Source organism: Brevibacillus sp. NL20B1, from assembly GCF_018195675.1.
GTDB classification, from domain to species: Bacteria; Bacillota; Bacilli; order Brevibacillales; family Brevibacillaceae; genus Brevibacillus; species Brevibacillus aydinogluensis.
The window spans coordinates 39,707-58,615 of record NZ_JAGTPT010000014.1; the positions used below are offsets into that span (position 1 = coordinate 39,707).

Annotated in this window: 20 protein-coding genes; 7 read left to right on the forward strand and 13 right to left on the reverse strand. The window is 58.9% G+C overall.

What is annotated here, in order from left to right; genetic code table 11:
• Nucleotides 1-90 precede the first annotated feature (90 nt).
• The 4 genes from KDN35_RS11225 to KDN35_RS11240 all read right to left on the reverse strand — a co-directional run bounded on the left by KDN35_RS11225 (nt 91) and on the right by KDN35_RS11240 (nt 3,305).
• Entirely contained in the window at nt 91-1,326 is a 1,236-nt protein-coding gene (locus KDN35_RS11225) for an MFS transporter (RefSeq protein ID WP_212132742.1), read from the reverse strand.
• Nucleotides 1,327-1,462: 136 nt separating this feature from the next.
• Nucleotides 1,463-2,236, reverse strand: coding sequence for an enoyl-ACP reductase FabI (fabI, locus tag KDN35_RS11230; RefSeq protein WP_212132743.1), 774 nt, complete (start codon nt 2,234-2,236; stop codon nt 1,463-1,465).
• A 106-nt stretch (nt 2,237-2,342) separates the two neighbouring features.
• On the reverse strand, nt 2,343-2,510 hold the full coding sequence (locus KDN35_RS11235) for a hypothetical protein (protein WP_212132744.1): 168 nt from the start codon (nt 2,508-2,510) through the stop codon (nt 2,343-2,345).
• Between the two features lie 72 nt (nt 2,511-2,582).
• Nucleotides 2,583-3,305, reverse strand: a complete 723-nt coding sequence (locus KDN35_RS11240; RefSeq protein WP_171567026.1) for a ZIP family metal transporter — start codon at nt 3,303-3,305, stop codon at nt 2,583-2,585.
• 305 nt (nt 3,306-3,610) lie between these two features.
• Here KDN35_RS11240 and KDN35_RS11245 point away from each other — a divergent pair, with 305 nt between their 5' ends.
• From KDN35_RS11245 to KDN35_RS11270, 6 genes are all read left to right on the forward strand, one after another.
• Nucleotides 3,611-4,228 (forward strand): MerR family transcriptional regulator, encoded by a 618-nt coding sequence (locus KDN35_RS11245; RefSeq protein ID WP_212132745.1) that lies wholly within the window; start codon nt 3,611-3,613, stop codon nt 4,226-4,228.
• A gap of 707 nt (nt 4,229-4,935) precedes the next feature.
• Nucleotides 4,936-5,457: an ADP-heptose synthase gene (locus KDN35_RS11250; RefSeq protein ID WP_171567030.1), complete on the forward strand. Its 522-nt coding sequence runs from the start codon at nt 4,936-4,938 to the stop codon at nt 5,455-5,457.
• 147 nt (nt 5,458-5,604) lie between these two features.
• A complete protein-coding gene (gene pdxR, locus KDN35_RS11255) occupies nt 5,605-7,032 on the forward strand; it encodes a MocR-like pyridoxine biosynthesis transcription factor PdxR (RefSeq protein ID WP_212132746.1) in 1,428 nt (475 codons plus the stop codon).
• Nucleotides 7,029-7,763 (forward strand): AzlC family ABC transporter permease, encoded by a 735-nt coding sequence (locus KDN35_RS11260; protein ID WP_171567034.1) that lies wholly within the window; start codon nt 7,029-7,031, stop codon nt 7,761-7,763. Before pdxR ends, KDN35_RS11260 begins: the two co-directional genes overlap by 4 nt.
• A complete protein-coding gene (locus tag KDN35_RS11265) occupies nt 7,760-8,080 on the forward strand; it encodes an AzlD domain-containing protein (protein ID WP_171567036.1) in 321 nt (106 codons plus the stop codon). The genes KDN35_RS11260 and KDN35_RS11265 overlap by 4 nt, the downstream gene beginning before the upstream one ends.
• Before the next feature lie 98 nt (nt 8,081-8,178).
• A complete protein-coding gene (locus KDN35_RS11270; protein WP_171567037.1) occupies nt 8,179-8,658 on the forward strand; it encodes a chemotaxis protein CheW in 480 nt (159 codons plus the stop codon).
• A gap of 144 nt (nt 8,659-8,802) precedes the next feature.
• Here the strand turns inward: KDN35_RS11270 and KDN35_RS11275 are convergent, their stop codons facing one another.
• The 6 genes from KDN35_RS11275 to KDN35_RS11300 form a co-directional block, all read right to left on the reverse strand.
• Nucleotides 8,803-9,471 (reverse strand): hypothetical protein, encoded by a 669-nt coding sequence (locus KDN35_RS11275; protein ID WP_171567039.1) that lies wholly within the window; start codon nt 9,469-9,471, stop codon nt 8,803-8,805.
• A 192-nt stretch (nt 9,472-9,663) separates the two neighbouring features.
• Nucleotides 9,664-10,074, reverse strand: a complete 411-nt coding sequence (locus KDN35_RS11280) for a hypothetical protein (protein ID WP_249179048.1) — start codon at nt 10,072-10,074, stop codon at nt 9,664-9,666.
• A gap of 264 nt (nt 10,075-10,338) precedes the next feature.
• Entirely contained in the window at nt 10,339-11,388 is a 1,050-nt protein-coding gene (locus KDN35_RS11285) for a hypothetical protein (protein ID WP_171567042.1), read from the reverse strand.
• Nucleotides 11,385-12,185, reverse strand: coding sequence for a 5'/3'-nucleotidase SurE (surE, locus tag KDN35_RS11290; protein ID WP_171567043.1), 801 nt, complete (start codon nt 12,183-12,185; stop codon nt 11,385-11,387). The genes KDN35_RS11285 and surE overlap by 4 nt, the downstream gene beginning before the upstream one ends.
• Nucleotides 12,186-12,389: 204 nt before the next feature.
• Entirely contained in the window at nt 12,390-12,815 is a 426-nt protein-coding gene (locus KDN35_RS11295; RefSeq protein ID WP_171567045.1) for a tellurite resistance TerB family protein, read from the reverse strand.
• 116 nt (nt 12,816-12,931) lie between these two features.
• Nucleotides 12,932-14,737, reverse strand: a complete 1,806-nt coding sequence (locus tag KDN35_RS11300; protein WP_212132747.1) for an SgrR family transcriptional regulator — start codon at nt 14,735-14,737, stop codon at nt 12,932-12,934.
• 124 nt (nt 14,738-14,861) lie between these two features.
• On the opposite strand from KDN35_RS11300, the gene KDN35_RS11305 reads away from it, so the two are divergent.
• On the forward strand, nt 14,862-16,097 hold the full coding sequence (locus KDN35_RS11305; RefSeq protein ID WP_212132748.1) for an MDR family MFS transporter: 1,236 nt from the start codon (nt 14,862-14,864) through the stop codon (nt 16,095-16,097).
• Between the two features lie 10 nt (nt 16,098-16,107).
• On the opposite strand, the gene KDN35_RS11310 is transcribed toward KDN35_RS11305, so the two are convergent.
• Genes KDN35_RS11310 through KDN35_RS11320 form a run of 3 tightly spaced genes read right to left on the reverse strand, consistent with a single transcriptional unit; the run spans nt 16,108 to nt 18,880 of the window.
• Complete coding sequence (locus tag KDN35_RS11310; protein WP_171567050.1) at nt 16,108-16,902, reverse strand: ABC transporter ATP-binding protein; 795 nt, start codon at nt 16,900-16,902, stop codon at nt 16,108-16,110.
• Nucleotides 16,895-17,827, reverse strand: a complete 933-nt coding sequence (locus KDN35_RS11315; RefSeq protein WP_171567052.1) for an ABC transporter permease — start codon at nt 17,825-17,827, stop codon at nt 16,895-16,897. Before KDN35_RS11315 ends, KDN35_RS11310 begins: the two co-directional genes overlap by 8 nt.
• A gap of 21 nt (nt 17,828-17,848) precedes the next feature.
• Nucleotides 17,849-18,880 carry an ABC transporter substrate-binding protein gene (locus KDN35_RS11320; protein ID WP_171567053.1) on the reverse strand — a complete coding sequence of 344 codons (1,032 nt, stop codon included), beginning with the start codon at nt 18,878-18,880 and terminating at the stop codon, nt 17,849-17,851.
• Nucleotides 18,881-18,909: the final 29 nt, after the last annotated feature.

Consider the following 18,909-nt stretch of genomic DNA (forward strand, 5'->3'; position numbering starts at 1 on the left):
ACGGCTCCCTTCCGTACGTTTGGTACTAGCGTGCGGAAATGGGGAGCCTTTTATGCGTGCGGGGGTGGGCCGAGGGAGTGCCGTGCTCCCTTACGCCCCCGCCCGTTCTGCCTGGTCCGGCGCGACCTCGGCGGACGGCTGTCGTTCCTTCACGAACAGGATGATGATTGCCCCCAGCATCGGCCCGACGGCCAAGGCCAGGAAGGCGAAAACATAGCTGTTGGTCGCATCCAGAACGGCCCCCACCGCCAGCGGCGAGATCAGCGACCCGAGCTGCCAGATGGTATTGACGAAGCCGGTGGCCGTTCCCACCATCTCCGGCGGCACCAGCTCGCCGATGAACGTGTTCATGATCGGGCTGTAGACAAAGGCGGCCACGCCCAGGACCGCCGCCGCCGCGTACAACATCGCGACACTGGTGGTGGTGCCGAACCAGAGCAGCGCCGGGCCGAACAGGGCCAGGACGATAAAGAGCAGGGTCCTGCGCTGCACCTTCAGCACGTCGGCCAGGATGCCGATGACCGGTTTGCACAGGAGCGCGGTCATGCCGTACAGCGACATGATCACGCCCGCTTCCACCAGCGAGAGGTTCAGCCCTTTGTTCAGGTAGGTGTTGGCCCAGGTAGCCGTTCCCCAGGTGGCCCACATGGCGCAGAAGCCGGAAAAGCCGGTGATCATCAGGTTGCGGTTTTGAAACAGGCGCCCCACGTTTTTCCAGAAGTCGAGAGAGGATGGCGCCTGCGCACGCCGGGCGGCTGTCGGCGTGTTTTCCCGCAGGATCACATACCCCGCCGCCAGTCCGAACAGCGGCAGCAGCCCCGCCACCAGAAACGACGTCTGCCAGCCGTAGGCATTGGCCACAGCCGGGACAAACATGTTGACGACGGAGACCCCCAGCGAAGAGGCGGTCATGAAAAAGCCCATCGCCGTTCCCCGCCCTTTCGCCGGAAACCAGTCAAAAATCGCCCGGACACAGGCGGAAAAGACGGCGCCTGATCCCAGACCGGCCAGCACGCGCAGCGCGAAACCCGCCGCAAAATCGTGAATCAGGCCCATCGACGCAGTAAACACGCCCATGACAAAAAACGAGCTGAGCAGCACTTTCCGGTAGCCGAACCGGTCGGTCAAGAGTCCGCCCGGCAGTTGGGTGATCACGTACCCGATGTAAAAGGCGGTCATGTAGCTGCCCGCCTCCGCCTTGCTCAGCCCCAGCTCCTTGGATGCGAGCGGGATGATCGGCGGCCAGGAAAGCCTGTCCACAAAGGAAAACAAAAACGCCATCCAGACGATGACGAGAACGCCCATCCGCCATCTTCGTTCGTTCACGCTGCTTCACTCCTCCAGGAAATTTGCTTCTTAATTTGTATACAAAACATTCTGCCGCAGCCGTTCGGGCTGAGGAAAACGGGAAAACCCCTGCGTCCGGTCGAAAAAACCGGAGCAGGGGCTGCGTATCTGCCGTTTATCGTGCCATGATGTTGTAGCCGGCATCGACGTGGATGATTTCGCCCGTGATGCCGCGGGAGAGATGGCTGAACAGGAAGAGCGCCGTGTCGCCCACCTCGGATTGGTCCACGGTGCGGCGGAGCGGTGCTTTTTCCTCGATTTCCTTCAGCATGCTGTTGAAGTTGCGCACGCCTTTTGCCGCCAGGGTTCGGATCGGTCCGGCGGAAATGGCGTTGACGCGGATGTTGTCTTTGCCGAGGTCGCTCGCCAGATAGCGGACGCAGGCATCCAGCGCCGCTTTGGCAACGCCCATGACGTTGTAGTTGGCAACGACGCGCTCGCCGCCCAGATAGGTCAGGGTGACGATGCTTCCGCCTTCGGTCATCAGCGGACGAGCGGCACGCGTCACCGCAACCAGCGAGTAGGCGCTGATGTCCTGCGCCAGCGCGTAGCCGTCGCGGGACGTGTTGACAAACTCGCCTTCCAGCTCTTCCGTCTTGGCAAACGCGATGCAGTGAGCCAGTCCGTGGATGACGCCCACTTTTTCCTTGATTTGGGCGAACGCAGCTTCCACTTCTTCATCCTTGGTCACGTCGCAGTTAATCAAAATCGGCTCGCCGCCGAGGCTTTGGGCCAGCTGCGCCACGTTTTCCCGCAGCCGCTCCCCCTGATAGGTAAAGATCAGGTTGGCCCCGGCCTTGTGCAGGGACTGGGCAATTCCCCAGGCAATACTGCGGTGGTTGGCCACGCCCATGATAACGAAGTTCTTGCCTTGCAACAATGTATTCATTATGTATCGGCCCCTTTTCAACGTTTTTCCCCTGACATTATAACCGATCTTGTCCTCGGTTACGAGAGTCTGCTGGAAAAACGCGAAACGGGACCGCTTCCATCGGTTATTCTCCCTGCTGCATCGCTTTTGCCAAATCGTCCGCCGGAGCGGCTGCACTGTTGGAAAAGACCCAGGATTCTTCCACCGGATTGAGCGGCGTTCCGTTTGCCGGGAATTCCGCATGCAGCTGCGCCGGTTCGCCTGCCGGCGTCAAGTCTTCTCTGTTCTCCATGGATGATCGCTCCCTTCCGTCCAGGCTTTTTTGGCCCACAACCATTTTTAGGCTGGCTGGGGAGGCGGCTGTTTATGCATGAACATGCCCGCCCGGAAGCCAGACGGCTGTCACGAACAGGTACGCAACCATCCCGGCAAAAAAGTACACCCCCAATACCCGCCGTCCGTTCTGAATCAGCGGCACCAGATGGCTGGCCGAGACGTACAGGAAGACGCCGGTGGTAAGGGCTATCACCACGGAAGACCATCCGTCCGGGAAAATTTGTTCCACCGCCCCTACGCTGAATGCCCCCGCCAGTGTGGAGGCCCCCAGTGCGGCCGTCCCCCAGAACGCTTTCCACTGCGAGCGCGTCGCCGCCAGCACCAGTGAAGCAAAGATCACGCCGTCCGGCACCTTGTGCAGCACCATGGCCAGCAGGACGGAAAACCCGATGCGATGGTCCAGGTGATAGCTGGCGATCAGCGAGACGCCCTCCACGTACGCATGCAGCAGAAATCCGCTGAACAGGCCGATCAGGCGGGAGGAGCCGGCTTTCCGCTCCGCTCCTCCGATCAGCTCCAGCGCGAACAATAACGCAAACCCGAACATCACCAACGGCATGGCCCGCTCGCTTCCCCCTTCCATTGTATGGGGAAGCAAATCCAGCAGGGTAAGCGCCAACAGCAGACCGCCGCCGACGCTGACCATGGCGTACAGCGTCTCTTCCGACCAGGCGCGCAGGCACAGGAGAAGCCCGCCGATGCTGCTTGCGGCCGCTGCCACCGTAAGTATCACGATCAGATCCGGTTGCATGGCACGTCCCCTTTCATCCGGGGTGTCGGACGTGTGTCCCTTCCATTCTACGCGCGTGTCCCGGTCGTTATGCCTTTACCTGCGGCAGTACCCGCTAGAGATTCCCGGGGCAAAACGAAGAGCTGTGCTGCATGGCCCCGTCCTTGCTGCCATGCCCGGCGAACACATGACAAAAATCGCCAACCTGTCCGAATTAGCCGAAACGCCACTTGTTTTTAGAACCTTTGTCGATTCCCTTTTACCCGGAAAAATTGGTGCTATAATGGGGCCACGGGAATTCCTGATGGGATAAGGAGTGATTCGGGATGGATGTACAAGTGTGGATGGCTTCCAAGGAAGTGGCGGATCGGTTGGATGTTCACGTCCGGACGTTGCGAAACTGGTTGGAGATGTTCGTGCCGCCGCAGGAGCGGCAAAAAAATCCTCAGGGTCACTACCTGATCAGTGAAACAGGGTTTTCCTTGCTGAAAGAAGTCAAACAACGCAAGGACGAAGGCAACTACTCCCTGCGTGACATACAGCGTCAGTTGATTGAAGAAGGACGCATTCCGGCGGACATGCTGGCCGAGGAGGAAACGGCCGCCGCTCAGGAACAATCCGTTGTGGTGACCGGGCCAAAAGCAGCCGGCCTTCGCGAGATGGAGCTGACCGTGCAGGAGATGATCGTTCAGTTTCAGCATGAGCTGGCCCAACTGTCGTCATTGAACCAACTGCAGTCCACCATTTTGCAAAAAATCGCCGACATCGAGGAGATGCAAGAGTCGCTGCGGCTGGAGATGCGCCGCGTCACATTTGAAATGGATCTCATGCAGCAGCGCCTGACCCGGCGAAAAGAGCGGTTGGAGCGTCATCAAGCGCGCTGGTCGCTCAATCCGTTCCGCTGGTTTACGCGTTCCGACCGGAGCGCCGCAGCCAGGAACTAGCTGCATGCCCTGCCGTACTGTGTCGTATTCGGCATGACGGCAAAGGCAGGCAGAGTGGATCTCCAGACTGGACAAGCCTGCCGTCCTCTGCGTTTCCGGGAAAGCCAACAAGCTGAGACACAAGGGTCTCAGGTCAGCATACAGACAAAGTTCGTGGCACATGGGTGCTCGGGCCCGCTCGCTCTCTTGACGACCAGCAAAGAAGTGGATGATGTCCGCTGCAAAACGCGACGCGGGCAGGGGGCAAACATCTGGGGGTTTCGACGAAGTGAGACTTGTGCCCCCTGTTTTTCCCCGCGTCTAGCGTTTTTCCGCTGAGCCGGTCGTCAAAGGAGCTCGCTTGGCCCATCACTCCATGAGAAGTAATTTGTCTTCAGCTTTGGTTAATGAATGTGCAGGCCTTTCGGCCTGGAAACGATGGAAGATCGTTTCCTTGTGAACACTTACCAGATAAATAGTTTGTTTTCAGTCAGATGCTGAGACCCTTGTCTCAGCTTTTTTGTTGCCTTGTGTTTCATCTGGAATGCGGCTGCTTCCTTATGTTTCGATGCTGTTGCCGCCCTGCTGCGCTATTGCGAGCAGCAGGCCGTCAAGTTTTTCTCTGCCATGCTTCCCCCTTTACTGTCCAGCAGGTGTGCTCGGCCCCCTCCCCAGGGTTGTTGTCAACTTCCGATTTCAGTATGATGGTTACGAGGAGGGTTGTCGAAATGCCGAAACAATTCGTTATTGAAGCGATCATGCTGGCCATCTACGGGGAATTAATGGCACCGTCGCAACCTGTAGAGTATTACATACCCGCGTCGACAATCTACGAATTGGACGAGTTTTATCATAGCCCGGAACCGATCATGCCGATCCCGGCCGACGATCAGCACGTACGCAAGATCATGAAGGAAATGATTCAGTTCTTCTCCGATCCGTTCAACCGCAAGCGCATGGAAAAGGGCCTGATCGCTCCCTGGTCCATCGTGCCGTTTTCGTTTCCAAACGGCGTGACGCTCAACGTGGTCAAGGTAGACGACAACGCCATGTGGGGAGAACTGTTTGATCCGGTGGAGACCCAACTGCTGCTCACATCGATGCGTTTTGAGATACCGCTGATCACCGACCAGACGGATTACCAGGATCGGATTTTGGAATATGTCGTACCCGTTCAGTTTTACGATGTAGACGACTTTGAATTTGCCCTGGAACAAGGGATCTCGTTGGACGAGCTGCGGGAGCCGTAACCGGCTCCCCCCTTTTTTACGGACGGATTGGCCCCTATGGTCCAGTCCGTCTGTTTGGCTTTTTATTGCCGGAAAATTGGCTCTTTTATTTTATTACGGGAGCCGGTATAGTGGAGAGCAAAGCACAGACTGAAAAGGGGCGGCATCATGGGGCGAAAACCGATTTACACACGTGTGTACAATCAGCTGCGCTATCAAATATTAAGCGGCGAATTGGCAATTGGCTCCCCTTTGCCACCGGAGCGGAAACTGGCCGCGCAGTTGGGGGTGAGCCGCAATACGGTGGTTCGGGCCTATGCCGAACTGGAAGCGGAAGGATTCATCGCCAGCCGGATGGGCAGCGGCCGGTACGTGGAAGCCCTCCCGCCCGCTCCGCGCATCAGGCGGATTGACTGGAACAGCCAGCACGGTTACGAATCGCTGGCCGCCTCCCCGTCGCACATGGCGGAGCTGCTGGAGGTCACCGACCGCTGTCCGAATCCCATCAACTTTGCCCACGGTGACGGGGGCAAGCACACCTTGGCTTCCTCCCGCTTTTCCGACTACGTGAAGGCGACGGCAGAAGAGCTGCCTTCGTATTACTTTACCTCGGTGCAGGGGCTGCCCCAGCTCAGGGAACTGTTGGTGGAGTGGATGGGGATGGAGCAGATCTCATCTCCGGAGCAGGTGACGATTACCAGCGGCTCCCAGGAAGGCTTGTACCTGATCACCACCCTGCTGGCCCGGCCCGGCGACTGCATCGTTACGGAAATGCCCACCTATTTCGGCTCGCTGCAGCTCTTCCAGTCGCTTGGCCTGCAGATCGTGCCGGTGCCGCTGGATGCGGACGGCATGCGCATCGACGTCCTGGAAGGCGTACTGGCCCGCTGCCGGCCGCGCTTTCTCTACACGGTGCCGACGTATCACAATCCGACCGGCCGGACGCTGTCGCTTGAACGCCGCAAGCGGCTCCTGGCGCTGAGCGAACGATACGGCATTCCCATCGTCGAGGACGACGCCTACCGGCACCTGCATCTCGCGGAGGAACCGCCGCCGCCGTTGAAGGCGCTGGATGAGACCGGCAGCGTCATCTACCTGAACACGTTTTCCAAACTGCTGTTCCCCGGCCTGCGCATCGGCTGGGTGGCGGCCAGCCGTCCATTTGTGCGCTTGCTGACCCGGCTGAAGGAATTGTCGATCACCACCAATACGCTGGGACAGCTGGCAGTGGCCGCCTTTCTCCGCGACGGCGCGCTGCTCCCGCACCTGACGGACGCACGCCGCCAATACGCCGAGCAGGCGGCGATCATGGAACGCCATCTGGAACGGCTGGGGCCTCTCGGCATCCGCTGGGAACGGCCGGCCGGCGGGTTTTATTTCTGGCTGTCCCTGCCTGAAGAGATCAACCCCCGCCGGCTGATGACGCTCTGCCGGGAACAGGGGGTTCTGATTGCCTGCGGCGATATGTTTTTGCTGCGGGAGGCAGAACAGCCGTATATCCGGCTTTGCTTTACGCACGAACGGCCGGAACAGATCGACAGGGGGATGGCCATCATCGCCCGTCTGCTGCACGAACAAAAGGAGTTGATGACATGAACACGAGTGAACCCGCAGCGTGGAAGCAGGGTGTGCTGGACGCCCTGCCGATTACGGCCAGCTACGTCTTGTTTGGTGCCATCTTCGGCATGCTCTCCGGTCAGTCCGGCCTGGCCGCCTGGGAAAGCATGGCGATGTCACTATTCGTCTATTCAGGGGCAGCGCAGTTTGCGGCCAGCTCCATGATCGCCGAACACGCTGGCTTTTGGGCAATCATCTTGACGACTTGTCTGTTAAATGCACGCCACTTTTTGATGGGCCTGTCGCTGTCTCCCTACTATCAGCGCTTTTCGCCCGCCCAGGTGAATGCGCTCGCTTTTTTGCTGACCGACGAGCAGTACGCCATTACCCTTAACCGTTTTCGCCGCTATCCGAGCGACACGTCGTACATTCTCGGGGTCGGCCTTTCGCTGTACATTGCCTGGTGCCTGGGCACCTGGCTGGGAACAGTGGCCGGCCAGTGGATACCGGACCCGGCCGCTCTGGGCCTTGGTTTCAGCTTTACCGCGATGTTTGTGGCGCTCGCGTACTACCAGCTCTTGTCCGTTGTCCGCATCCTGACATTTGTGCTCTGCGGGGCGGCCGCCGTCGGGATGACGTTCGTGCTCCCCAACGGGCTGCCCGTTCTGGTCGCGGGCCTGCTCGCCTTTGCCATCGGCTATTTCCTGCCCGCGGCTGAACCGACCGAAACCGCTCAATCGCCGAACGTCAAGGAGGTGGAGTCGACGTGAGCACCCATCCGCTCCTGCTTTTTCTCGTGATGGCGGTGGCCACCTACCTGTCGCGTCGGGCGTTTCTCCGCTTGCCCAGCCGCCACTTTTCCGCCCGGCTGAAGAACGGCCTCAGCTTTATTCCGCTTGGCATCTTTGCCTCGCTCATCTTTCCCTCGCTGTTCGTGGCCGAGGGGCAACTGGCGGTGCAGCCGCTGTTTCTGATCGCCAGCGCGCTCTGCTTGGCCGTGATGGCGGTCAGCCGCAACGTCTTTATCAGCTTTGGCGTCAGCCTGGGACTGGTCGTCCTCGTGTCGCTCGGCGTAATCCCGCTCTGAGAAAACCGGGTAAATATTCCCACTCTCAGCGTTTGTCCATGGTACAATACGGGTAAAGAATGAAAGAATGGGATTGCGTTGCAGGAGGGACATGGGAGATGGAAACGTTGCAACATGTGGACGGTACAGACTGGAAAGCGGAAGGCGATTCCGTCCAATCCATTTTGTTTCAAATGGGGGACGAAACCTACAGCCTGCCGATCTCGCTGGTGCGGGAGATCATCAAGCCGCTGCCGGTAACCCGCTTCCCCAAGTCGCCGCCGTACGTGGAAGGCGTGATTGATCTGAGGGGACGGATTCTGCCAATCATCAACCTGCGCACGATGTTCGGTCTGGAGCCGCTGCCGCTGACGGAAGAGAGCCGGTTTATCGACCTGCAGCTGGAAGGGCTGAATGTGGGGATCGTCGTGGATGCCGTGTCGGAAGTCATCTACCTGTCCCGGCAGGTGATCGAACCGGCTCCCCCGATCGTAGCCGGAGTCGACGGCAAATACTTAAGCGGCATTGCCCGCGTGCAGGACAAGCTGATCATGCTGTTGGACGCGGACGAAATTTTTGCCCAGTGGAAAAAGGCTTGAAACCAAACAACGCCCCTGGTACGAAAAAAGCGTACAGGGGCGTTGTTTAGCTTGCATGCATAATGCTTTGGGACAGACGATGCCGTCTTGCCACGGACACGTTGATTCGTTCCCGGATCGAATAGCGATCGGCGCTCTTTTCCGCTACTCCCGGCCGCCGCTGGCCAGATACGAGTAATTGACCCAGACCATCTCCTCGATCCCGAGAATTTCCTTGAACAGATCGACGGAGTCGTACAGCATGGAGGAGCCGGTCTCCTCGTCCACTTCGGTCAGGAGCTGCAGGTCAAACAGCGAACGAATCTGCTGCACCTGCTTGGGTCCGACAAACCTGCTGAAACACTGGGGACGCACCCGGGTAATGCCTTTGCCCACTTCCCGTCGATACTGGTCGGACCGCACCACGCGATCCAGGATCTCCTCGTACTTTTGCCGCAGGTCGTCGTTTTCGCTGATGGCTTCCTCCACATCCACATGCGGATACAATCGGCCAAACTCCGCTTCCGCCAGCTCCACGTCCAGCGAATAGCTGATCGTGGCCGAGGATACCTCGTACCCGCCGTCAAACAGCCGAAAGCCCCATCCATTTTCTTCGGAGTCGTGAAACCAGAGCAGCGGCACGCAATGGCGGGACAACTGCAGGAGAAACTGCACGGTTTGATGCGTTTCCAGCCATTCGTCCTGCAGGAAAAAGGCGTTCCATTGGTGATTGACGTTTCTGTGGAAGTAAGGCTGACGCGATTTGGGCAGATCAGTCAGCACTTTCGGTTCGTATTTGCGCGGATACAAAATCCCCGTCGTAAACTCACCCATCCGTTTTCCACCGCTTTCTGGCAGGCTCCCCTTTTGGGCACATCGGTGTGAGCCATGGTTCTCCCTACCAGTTTATTCATCAGCCGCTTGTTTTTTGCCGTGATCTTTTATTGCCCGCTGGTGGGGAAAACGGTGTGGGCGGCGACGACCGGCCGCAAAATTCGACCATTGGTGCAGCTCAAGCGGAACTGATCAGGCCGCCATCACCTTTCCGGTCACAATGCCCAGGACCGTGCGGGCGTAGTCGCCCACCAAGCCGGAACCCGGCTTGCTTTCAAAGCGAAGCGTCAACTCCAGATGGCCGACGTGTCCAGCCGGCGGGACAATCCAGGACAATTCCGTTTCACCGGCAAGGATTTCTTCAATCCGCTGCTTCTTGGCTTCGATGTCCAGTTCCGGGTCGTGCGACAGCGAAAATTTCATCGTCACCGCGATCGGCTTGCATGGCCGCGACTCGGTCTGCGTTCCGACCTTGCCGCGGATTACGACCACGCCGGCATCTCCCCACAAGGTGTACTCCAGGATCGCCCGAAAATGCGGATGGACCTGCAGCTCCAGCGCGGGGAAGCCGCCGTCGACGCGCAGTGCAAACCGTTCGGCCAATTGTGCGACCTCCTCCTGAAAACGGCGGGCGCACTCCGAAACCGCCTCAAACACGCAAGGTTGAACAGAGTACATCCTACTCACCCTTCCCGGCAGAATATCTGTCCCTCTAACTTCGCAGCGCCGCTTGTCGTTTCCTTTGTGGAAACCTGACTACTTTACCCATATTTTCCCGAAACGACAAACATACCACTTTACAAGCGTGTTGAACGATCGGACAGGCCTCTTCACTGACGGCCGTGACGGACGGGCGTTTCGCTTTCCCTATCTCAGCTCGTACGGATTGGAAGCGGCAGGCCAGCGGGATGCGAACAAGTGCTGCAACTTTTCCTGCACGGCTTCGTCCAGTTCCAGGTGAAACAGCCGGCCGTTTTCCATACGAATCAGCGGATAGGCGCCCCACTCAAGGGGAACCGCCTCCTCGGTACGGACAAACTCCGGCAGCGCCAAGAGAAACCGGGCAAACGGGTTGGCCTCGTCGGCGGACATGTGCACCACCTCAAACACGTGCGACAAGGAAGGCGTGACGATCAGCCGGAGCATCTCTCCCTGCTCGGCAGCCCACACCGTAAAGGCGGTCTCGCGCACCTCGCTGCGGGCGTGGCGGCGCATGACCCAGACCGCCTGCTGGACAGCACTCATCAACAGGTGCTGGGCCCCTTCGTCTCCGTGCTTCTGGCGCAGGCGGGCGTAGTCGATCAGATAGGCGACGCCCGTCTCTTCCAGCACCTGATCGGGCAGTTCCAGTGCAGAAATGGTCTGCACCGCTTCTTCCTGCACGGCCGCTTCGCTGGGCACGTCTTCCGTCCGCCCTTCGTACAGGGAGCGAATCATCGCTTTCGCCCGCGATGCCTCCTGCGGCGAAAAGGTGATTGCTTCCGTGTAGATATGGGTGAGCAGGCCTGCTTCGTAGGAGAGGTAATGCAGCAGTGTTTGTTCCTGTTCCAGCATGCGAAGGGCCATGTGATGCTCCTCCGGCCGCTTGATGTCAAACGCGAGCGGGAAGCCGAGCGGCTGGATCGGATCATGGAGAGTCCAGATCACTGCGAGCAGCTTGTCGCGGTAGGTCTTGAACTCCACCGAGACGGCGTCCCGGGTCGCTTCGCTGAACGCGTCGACGCTCTCAAACACGAGGTACAGCTCCACGTCGCCTGCCGCGTTGAGACGGGCAAAGTAGGGCAGTCCTTCTTCGCCCGCCAGGCGGTACAAATCGGCAAAGTTGGTCGCATCCAGCACTTCCCCCTGCGTGGCTGCTGTCGGCGACCTCAGCGACGGATCGGGCACGACTTCCGGACGAAACGGCTGTCTTGTCATGATGTGCCCTGACCCCGCTGCTTCAGCAACGGCCACTCGGCCATGTCGGCCAACAGCGAGCGGTCCGTGGCGTCGATATGTACCGGCGTGACCGTTATATAGCCGTTTTTGACCAGATAGTAGTCGTCTGCATCGGACTGCTGCTGGCCATCCGGGTACTCCCGTGTCAGCCAGTATCCCTCGTCCTGCCGATCGAACTTGTCTTCGTAGTGGTGCAGGGCGAGCGCTGCCGGCGCGATTCCTTTTACCTGTTCGGGAGGCAGATGGGGGATGTTGATGTTGAAGAAAACGTCGGCGGGCAGCTTCTTCTCGGCCGCCTGCTCGCAGAACATGTGCAGCAGCGGACGAATCAGCTCGCCCACCTGGCCGAAGTCGTCCTGGGCGTACCAGTTGTCGTAGGAGAGAGCGACGCCGGGAACGCCGAGAATGACCGCTTCCCTTGCCCCGCTGCAGGTGCCCGAGTAGTAGATGTCACGGCCCAGGTTGGTACCGACATTGATGCCGGAAAAGACGATGTCCGGCCTACGCCGGTCTTCAAACAGCAGATGGCAGGCCGCCTTGACGCAGTCGGCCGGGTTGCCGTTGATCGCCCACGCCTTTACCGGCAGACCGTAAAAGGGGTGAGAGACAGGAGCCAGCGCGCTGCGGTAGGTGAGGCCGTGCCCTACCCCGCTCCGTTCTTCCGCCGGAGCCACAACGTAAATCTCCGCATTCTTCAGATCGAGGAGCGCTTCCGCCAGCCGCCTGATGCCCTGCGCTTCAATTCCGTCATCGTTGGTCAACAATATCCGCAACATGTTGTGTCCTCCTTCGTAGTGGCGCCGCCACCTCGAGTATTCTTCCTCGTCAAGCCACATCAAAGTGCCCGCAGGGGAGCTTATTGGCACTGCCTGCTTTTCTCCTTATTGTACCAAAAATGAAAAACGGACCCCAATCCACTGTGAGGTCCGCACATCGTTTTTCAGCTGCACGCGGTTCGCTTTCAGAGCGCCGCCTGCTGCCTAATCGTCGACGATCTTTTTCCAACGCTCCCGCCAGCGGATGCCTTCTTCGATCCACGCTTCCACCTGGGCGATCTTTCCCTCGGGAATCCCCAGCAGGCGAGCGATGCGGCGAATCTCGTTCGTTTCCGCCTGCGACAGCTTGTGGTCGATCAGCGCGATCCGGTACAGCTTGCGCAACAGCATCAGCTTCTCCGCCCGCGTCAGGTCCATCAAGTCAGCCACGATTGTCTCCGGCCGCTTGGGATAATCCATGTCATCCATGAGAATCTGCCGCTCTTTCAGCGTGAAATGCTCCGAATTGACAATCTCCTGAATCCGGGTCAATTCTTTATTGCCTATATATCCGTCGGCATGGCCAACGCAGATCATCAAGCGAATGGACGCAAACAAAATCTGTTTGTCCTTTTCGGTTTTGCTGTACAATCGTTTTTCCTCCCCCGAAACTCACTGCAATATCACTGCAAATGTGAGAAGCAGTATTTGCCTAATTATACGACGAAAGGGGTAAGCGGTTTCAGACAAAAATGTGACATTTTCTGTCACGCTCGGACAAACATGCGGGAAAAATCTGGCCAACCGTGCGCATTGAGTGAAAGGCCTGACCATCGGGGGTGGGCAAGCAGTTCGATGCGATTCCGGTACAGCGGCAAAAACACCCGCTGCCGAAGCAGCCAGGACACGATCGCCTGCATTTGCCGGCGCCGCTTTTTTTCATCGAAGGTGCGCGTAAGTTCCGCTGATCGGGCGGTCACTTCCCTGACGGCTTCCGGCGGCAGGTGGTGACACGGACTGAATGCCTGATCGTGCAAAAATTCCAAAAGCGACAGTTCTTCCCGCTCGTCGATGTTGGCGCTGTCCAGCACGAGATCGGCATGCCTGAATGTCTCGGGTCGGGCCATCTCTTCCGGCTCGACGTACACAATCCGAACATCGATGCCATAACGGGCGCAGCGCATCCGAATCCACTCCGCATCCTCGACGTGATCCTGGTCAGGATAGCTGACGAGCCGGAGGGGTTCTTCCCTGTAGCCGCTCGCCTGCAAGCGCCGCAAAATCTCGGCGTCACTCGTCTGCGGGAAACTTCGTACCTTGCGCCTCTCCTGTTCTCCCCAGATGACCGCCGGCTCCCGTAATCCTCCCAGTTCCTCCAGCAGCAGCCGGCGATCCAGGATACGGTCAAGGATCGACCGAAAGGCAGCAGACGTAACCGGCCCAGGCTTGATCATGTTGCACCCGAGGTACTGAAAGCAGCGCTCGCTGCGGGACACCTCCGTCCAGGTCGACCGCGAATCATCCTGTTTTTCCCTTCCCGGGACGTTGGCGAATACGATTTCGGGCCATCCGGCTTCCGTTTCGCCCGTCATGTCCGGGACGCACCAGATTTCGATCCGATCCGTAAACGGACGGCCGCCAAAATACGGCTCAAACGCCTCCAGCACCAGCATCGAGTCGTCATTGCGGACCACGCGAAACGGCCCGGTTCCCGATGGCATGCAGCCAAATTGCTCGCCCATCTGCTCCGTGTAGTCAAACGGGACGATGGAAGCAAACTCCTTGCTCAAGGCGTGCAGCAGCAGGCTGTCCGGATGGTGCAGCCTGATCCGCAGTGTGTACGCGTCAACCACGTCCACCGCACGGATCGACCGGACAAGCCATTGGTGCAGGGGAGATTTGTCCCGCAGGCGAAGCAGGGCATACCGCACATCCTCCGCCTCCAGCATTCTGCCGTGGTGAAACCAGACCCCTTTTCGCAGGATAAACGTCCACTCCGTTCCCTGGGGATTCGCCTCCCAGTACAAGGCAAGCCGGGGTTCAAAACGACCTTGCTGTGGATCAAAGTGAACAAGCGTATCAAATACATGTTTGGTCAGATGGGCTTCCGAACGCAGCAGCACGCGGGAGGGGTCCAGCATGGGCAGCGGCCTGCCCTGGGACAGCCGCAGCACGTCCTGTCTGCTTCCCGGACTCCTGCTGACATGCAGGCCAAACTGACTGCTCATCCAGCGCTGAAAACTTTCCTCCAGCTCGCCTAACTCCTCCCGATACCGGGCTACAAACACGCGTGCTCCGCGAATCTCTCCCTGACGGACCAGTTCCCTGGCGACAGAGAGCGCGGCGTCAGCGGGATGAATGCGAAACGTCAGCACGGACTGATGTCCCCTGCCCTTACCGGGCTGCCAGACAATCCACCCCCGCTGCGCTAACTTTTTTACCGTAGCCGCCGCATTGCGCGGGGTGCAGCACAAGATGGAAGCCGCACAGGCCAGCGAGAGGGTGATGGGCTTGTCGATCGCCGCCTGCGGGCAGCCGGCAAACAGCCGATGATAATGTTCAAACAGGATCATAATCATACACCGCCTCAAAACATGAAAAAACGACGTGTCGTTTTGTACGCTTTTTCTTTCGTTCCCCCCGGCGTACAATCGGGTACAATCCCAATCCCGATACAGAAAGGATACCAGGATAAACATGAAACGAACATCACTTTTCACTCGCTATCCGACCACGGTCTGGGTCCGGCTCTTCGGCGAACTGGTGACGCAGCTCTCTCTCAGCATGATTGCCCCTTTTCTGATCTTGTATCTGAACGAGCAGGCAGGCAGCTCCGTTCCCCTGACCATGCTGGTGATCGGGCTGCAGCCCGCCAGTGAAATCGCGCTGACGCTAATCGCAGGGGGTGTGACGGACCGGTACGGACGCAAATCCGTCATGCTGGTCGCTCTGGGCCTGCAGGCGCTGGCCATGCTGGGAATGGCGTTTGCCCACTCGCTTGCCGCCTTTGCCATCCTGTACATGATAAACGGTGCGGGCCGCTCCCTCTTCATCCCGGCGGCACGCGCCCTCCTGGCTGATACCGTCCCTCACAAGCTCCAGTCGGAAGCGTTCGCCCTGTTGAATACAGCCAGCTATATCGGCGCTGCGGCCGGTCCGCTTGTGGGCGTGCTGATCTATCAAAGCGACCCCAGCCTTGCCTTTCAATTGACGGCGTTTTCGCTGGTCCTCTACGCCGCGTGCGTCTGGTGGAAGATACCGGCGTCTGCGCCAGAAGTGTCGTCGTCGGCACGCACACCATCACCGGCCGCCGCCGGGGACTTGCCTGCTCCCGCCGCCCGGCACACAATCCGTCCCGCGCTGCACCTGATGCTGTTGGCCATGCCGATCAGCCTGTTCTACGCGCAAACGGAAACCAATCTGCAGCTGCATCTGAAGAATACATTCACCGATTATCTGGAACTGCTGGCCATGCTGGCCTCCACAAAAGCGGCCGCATCCATCTTCCTGGAATTTTGGCTGGTCAAATGGACGCAGCGCGTGTCCCCGCGAATCCTCATCACCGGTTCATACGTCTGCTTTGCCGCGGTCTCCGCAGCCTACGCCCAGTCCGACAGCGCGGCTGTACTGCTCGCCATCCAGCTCGTGCTCATTCTCGGCGAAAGCGTCGGTCTCAATCACCTGCTGACGCTGGTGGCACGGATCGCGCCGCCCTCCATGCGCGGCCGCTATTTTGCCATAACGGGGCTGCACTGGGACATCTCCCGCGCAGCGGGGCCTTATCTGGGCAGTCTGGTCCTACTACATTTCGGCGGCGCATGGCTGTTCGGCGCTTCGGCCGTGCTGCTGCTCATCGGGGCCCTGGCCCAGTACCTGTACCTGCAGCGAATGGAAAAAGCCTCCCCGTCACTTCGGGAAGGCTCAAGCATGTAAACGATGCGCGTTACGACAGCAGGTAGCGGTCTTCGCTGAACGATTCGCCACGCGCCGCTTCAAACGCCTGCAGCAGGTCCTGCGGCTTCATCTTCCGTTTTTTCTCCTCCGGAATGTCCAGAATGATGCTGCCCTCGTGCATCATCAAGAGACGGTTGCCCATGTTCAGCGCCTGTTCCATGTTATGCGTGACCATGATCGTCGTCAGCTGGTGCTGCTCCACGATCTTGCGGGTCAGCTCGACGATCAGCTGTGCGCGTTTCGGGTCCAGGGCCGCCGTGTGTTCGTCCAACAGCAGGATTTTCGGCTCCGTAAACGTCGCCATTAACAGGCTGAGCGCCTGGCGCTGGCCCCCGGAGAGGAAGCCCACCTTGGTCTTCAAACGGTTCTCCAGCCCCTGGTCGAGCTGTTTCAAGTGCTCGCGGAACAGCTCCCGCTTGCGGTTGGTAACGCCAAACGACAGTGTACGCCGCCGGCCGCGGCCGTAGGCGATGGCCAGGTTTTCCTCGATGGTCATGTTGGGTGCCGTGCCCGCCATCGGGTCTTGGAACACGCGGCCGACAAAGGTGGCACGCTGGTGCTCACCCAGCCGGGTGACGTCCTTGCCGTCAATCGTCACGGTGCCCTTGTCGGGAATCAATCCGCCGGAAATAATGTTCATCAGCGTCGATTTCCCGGCCCCGTTGCTGCCGATTACGGTGACAAAATCGCCGGGGGCGACGTGCAGGTTGATTTCCCGTAACGCCACCTTCTCGTTGACAGTTCCCTCGTTGAATACTTTGCGTACGCCGGAAATCCTAAGCATCGCCGTTCCCCCCTTTCACCGCACGGAACCCTTGTCTTTTCCACACGCCTTTGGCAAACGTCGGCACCGTCAGGGCGATGATCACGATCAGCGCGGTAATCAGCTTCATGTCGGACGGATTGAGCCCTTTGTTCAGCGCCAGGGCAATCACCAGCCGGTAGACCAGCGAGCCGCCGATGACGGCGATGGTCGCCCGGACAATGGAGGAGCTGCCAAACAACACTTCCCCGACAATAACGGAGGCCAGACCGATCACAATCATCCCGATCCCCATGCCCACGTCGGCAAAGCCCTGGTACTGCGCCACCAAGGCGCCGGAGACGGCCACCAGCGCGTTGGACAAGGCCAGGCCGATGATCGTGGTCGTGTCGGTGTTGATGCCGAAACTGCGGATCATCTTCGGATTGTCGCCCGTCGCCCTCAGATCGAGGCCAAGGTCGGTGTGCAGGAACCAATCAATCAGTGCTTTCAGCAGCAGAATACCAATGAAAAATACAATTGCCACACCGGTCAACAGCACCTCCCCGCCCACGGTCACATTGGGGACACCGAGGTTTTTGACAAACGTGTAAAGCGTTTCCTCGCGAAGAAGCGGCAGGTTGGCTTTCTCCATGATGCGCAGGTTGATCGAGTACAGCGCGATCATCGTCAAAATCCCGGCCAAGAGTCCATTGATTTTCCCCTTGGTGTGCAAAAGTCCCGTAAACACTCCCGCCGCTGCGCCGGCGACAAAGGCCGCCAGGGTGGCGAGAAACGGATTCGTGCCGTCAATGATCAGCTTGGCTGCCAGCGCACCGCCCAGCGCAAAGCTGCCGTCCACGGTCAGGTCAGGAAAATTCAAGATGCGAAAGGTCAGATACACGCCCAGGGCCATGATCGCAAACAGCAAGCCCTGTTCGATTGCTCCGAGATATGCCAGGTTCATAGCGTCCTCCTGTTGCTGCGATTATTGCTCGACCACTTCAGCTGCCCGGTCGAGCAGGGATTGCGGAAGGGGTACGCCCATTTTTTCCGCCGCTTTTTTGTTCAGCACCAGCTTCATCTCCGCCTGCTTCTCTACAGGCATGCTGGCCGGTTGAGCTTCCCCTTTGAGGATTTTGGCCGCCATGTCGGCGGTCTGTTCGCCCAGTTTGCTGTAGTCAATGCCATAGGTAGCGATTGCGCCGCTCTTCACGGAGTTTTCCTCGCCGGCCACCACCGGGATTTTTTGCGACTCCGCCACTCCGATCACCGCAGAGATGGAGGAGACCACCATGTTGTCGGTCGGGATGTAGAATGCGTCCACTTTGCCGACCATCGATTCGGCTGCCTGCTTCACTTCCGTCGGGCTGGTGATGGCTGCTTCACGGATGGTCAGGCCCAGTTTTTCCGCTGCGGCTTTGGCTGCATCCACCTGTACCTTGGAGTTTACCTCGCCGGAGTTGTAGATGATGCCGACCGTCTTGGCGTCCGCCTTCAGCTCCTGTACCAGCTTCAACTGCTCTTCCACCGGGTTCATGTCCGTCGTGCCGGTCACATTGCCGCCCGGATTTTCCATTGTTTGCACCAGCGAAGCCGCCACCGGATCGGTCACGGCGGTGAAGAGAATTGGAATATCCTTGGTCACCTGAGCGGCTGCCTGAGCGGCCGGCGTGGCGATGGCCAGGATCAGATCGACGTTGTCCGCCTGAAACTTCTGCGCGATCTGCACAGCCTGATCCATGTTACCTTGGGCCGACTTGATGTCGTAGACCACCTGTTTGTCTTTCTCGTAGCCGTTTTGCCCCAGCTTGGCAATGAAGCCTTCCCGCGCCGCATCAAGTGCCGGATGCTCCACGATCTGCACGATGCCCACCTTCAATTGCTTCGTATCCTGGGCAGGATCGTTGGCCGGCTGACTGTCCGCCGGAGCACTTTGCTGCCCACACGCTGCAACGGATAAAAGTAGCAAAGGACACAGAATTTTCTGGACGACATGCCAATACTTTTGCTTTCTCATGTAAAAAACCCCCCTAATTATAAAATTTT

Coding starts and splice junctions, on each gene's coding strand:
- KDN35_RS11310 (WP_171567050.1), bottom strand. CDS start 16,902: ATGCTTAGGATTTCCGGCGTACGCAAAGTATTCAACGAGGGAACTGTC.
- fabI (WP_212132743.1), bottom strand. CDS start 2,236: ATGAATACATTGTTGCAAGGCAAGAACTTCGTTATCATGGGCGTGGCC.
- KDN35_RS11250 (WP_171567030.1), top strand. CDS start 4,936: ATGCCGAAACAATTCGTTATTGAAGCGATCATGCTGGCCATCTACGGG.
- KDN35_RS11300 (WP_212132747.1), bottom strand. CDS start 14,737: ATGATCCTGTTTGAACATTATCATCGGCTGTTTGCCGGCTGCCCGCAG.
- KDN35_RS11320 (WP_171567053.1), bottom strand. CDS start 18,880: ATGAGAAAGCAAAAGTATTGGCATGTCGTCCAGAAAATTCTGTGTCCT.
- KDN35_RS11270 (WP_171567037.1), top strand. CDS start 8,179: ATGGAAACGTTGCAACATGTGGACGGTACAGACTGGAAAGCGGAAGGC.
- KDN35_RS11260 (WP_171567034.1), top strand. CDS start 7,029: ATGAACACGAGTGAACCCGCAGCGTGGAAGCAGGGTGTGCTGGACGCC.
- KDN35_RS11315 (WP_171567052.1), bottom strand. CDS start 17,827: ATGAACCTGGCATATCTCGGAGCAATCGAACAGGGCTTGCTGTTTGCG.
- KDN35_RS11245 (WP_212132745.1), top strand. CDS start 3,611: ATGGATGTACAAGTGTGGATGGCTTCCAAGGAAGTGGCGGATCGGTTG.
- KDN35_RS11285 (WP_171567042.1), bottom strand. CDS start 11,388: ATGACAAGACAGCCGTTTCGTCCGGAAGTCGTGCCCGATCCGTCGCTG.
- surE (WP_171567043.1), bottom strand. CDS start 12,185: ATGTTGCGGATATTGTTGACCAACGATGACGGAATTGAAGCGCAGGGC.
- KDN35_RS11240 (WP_171567026.1), bottom strand. CDS start 3,305: ATGCAACCGGATCTGATCGTGATACTTACGGTGGCAGCGGCCGCAAGC.
- pdxR (WP_212132746.1), top strand. CDS start 5,605: ATGGGGCGAAAACCGATTTACACACGTGTGTACAATCAGCTGCGCTAT.
- KDN35_RS11305 (WP_212132748.1), top strand. CDS start 14,862: ATGAAACGAACATCACTTTTCACTCGCTATCCGACCACGGTCTGGGTC.
- KDN35_RS11235 (WP_212132744.1), bottom strand. CDS start 2,510: ATGGAGAACAGAGAAGACTTGACGCCGGCAGGCGAACCGGCGCAGCTG.
- KDN35_RS11275 (WP_171567039.1), bottom strand. CDS start 9,471: ATGGGTGAGTTTACGACGGGGATTTTGTATCCGCGCAAATACGAACCG.